General features: G+C 73.3%; 1 protein-coding gene. It reads left to right on the plus strand.

Annotated elements, in window-relative coordinates; all coding sequences use genetic code 11:
• Positions 1-23 precede the first annotated feature (23 nt).
• Complete coding sequence (locus tag D7Y21_RS41140; RefSeq protein ID WP_120568019.1) at positions 24-1,712, plus strand: HEAT repeat domain-containing protein; 1,689 nt, start codon at positions 24-26, stop codon at positions 1,710-1,712.
• Positions 1,713-1,760 lie beyond the last annotated feature (48 nt).

Consider the following 1,760-nt stretch of genomic DNA (forward strand, 5'->3'; position numbering starts at 1 on the left):
GGGTGGGGTATTGCTGGAGGGGAATGCCCACCATCCGCCGCGCTCTCGCCCTCGTGCTCCTGGCCACCGGTTGCTCGCACATGTCCTTCGACAAGGCCAGCGAGCTGGACACCGTGCAGGCCTACCAGGACTTCCTGCGCGAGAACCCGGAGGATCCCGAGGCCATGACGGCCCAGGGGCGCATCGAGGGGCTGGAGTTCGACGAGGCGAAGCGGCTGCACTCGGTCATCGCCTACAAGCGCTTCCTGGAGACGTACCCGGACGCGACGCAGCTGCAGAGGGCGAAGTCGCTGCTGGAGGGCCTGCGCTTCAACGCGGCGAAGGAGGCGGACACGGAGGCCGGGTGGCGGCAGTTCCTCGCCGAGCACCCCGACGGCACCCACCGCGACGAGGCGCGCACCCGGCTGCAGGCGGCCCAGGAGCGCGACGTCCAGACGACCACCGACCTCAAGCGTGTGTCCCAGCTCCTCCAGGGCGAGGCCGCTGGCGCGCGCCGCGAGGAGCTGGAGCGCAAGCTGGACGACGAGTCCTTCGCCCAGGCCAGGGACGCCGGGAAGCTCTTCGCCTACCTGCGCGACTTCCCCGCGGGCGCGCACCGCGAGGAGGTCCGCGTCAAGCTGCTGGAGCTGGAGGTGGAGGGGCTGCTCGTCTCCGGGCTGGTGGACGAGGCAGAGGCGAAGGTGAAGCTCCACCCGCTGGGGCCGAAGCTGACGGGATTCCCCGCGCGTCTGGCCCGCGCCCGCGAGGAGCAGGGCGCGCTCTCCCGCACCGAGCCCGCCGCCCGCGCGATGCAGGCGGGCCACTACCTGCGCGACCTGGAGGACCTGAAGCGCGCGCTCGTGGCGCCGGATCCGCTGGACCGCTGGCAGGCGGCGGAGGAGCTGGGCCAGCACGTCTCCGTGCGCGCGGTGGATCCGCTGCTGGAGGCGCTGCGCACGGCGCGCAACCCGCTGATCCGCCAGAACGCGCTGTCGTCGCTGCGCACGGTGCTCTCCGCGCTGCCCGCGCCCGTGGCCGGCTATGAAGTCGCCGTGCGGCTGGAGTCCCTGCGCGAGCGCGCCAGCAGCCCGGAGCTCTACATCACCGTGGCGGCGCTCCTGGACCTGAGCGGCCAGCTGGAGCAGGCCGCCAGCCAGTACCAGCGCGTCTATGAGTCCGGCGGCACGGATCCGGTGGTGCTCTGGCGCTGGGTGCAGCTGCGCGAGCAGCGCCGCCAGGCGTTCTCCGCGGCGGTGGCGGCCCGGCAGCTCGCGGTGTGGGCCCAGACGACCGCGCGCGAGGAGCTCGTGTCCGCGGAGGGTGGGGTGCCCCTGGCGTCGGCCCGTCAGCTCTGCGCGGCGGTGGTGGACGCGCGCTTCGCGGCCCAGGCCATCGCCCGGGTTCGCAACGAGAAGACGGAGTTCCCCGAGGACATGGAGACCTTCGAGCGCACCGCCCAGGACGCCGTGCGCCTGGCCGAGGCGAAGCTCGCGGACGCGGAGCTGCTCCTGCGCCAGCAGCACCCCGGCGTGCGCACCTGCGCGGATCAACAGGTCACCGAGCGCCTGTCGCAGGGCGTGAAGGAGCGCACCCAGGCGCTCCAGCAGGCGTCGAGCGCGAAGCTGCCCAAGCCCGTGGGCACGCTGCTCCTGGAGCTGGCCCGCGAGAGAGATCCCTCCCCGGAAGTCCGCGCCGCGGCGGCCTCCCGGTTGGCTGGATCCACCCCTCCCTGAGACGGACTGGCGGACCCGACGGCGGCGGTTAGAGTCCCAGCCCCCCAT

This window comes from Corallococcus sp. AB045 (genome assembly GCF_003668895.1).
Taxonomy (GTDB): Bacteria; Myxococcota; Myxococcia; order Myxococcales; family Myxococcaceae; genus Corallococcus; species Corallococcus coralloides.

Coding starts and splice junctions, on each gene's coding strand:
- D7Y21_RS41140 (WP_120568019.1), top strand. CDS start 24: ATGCCCACCATCCGCCGCGCTCTCGCCCTCGTGCTCCTGGCCACCGGT.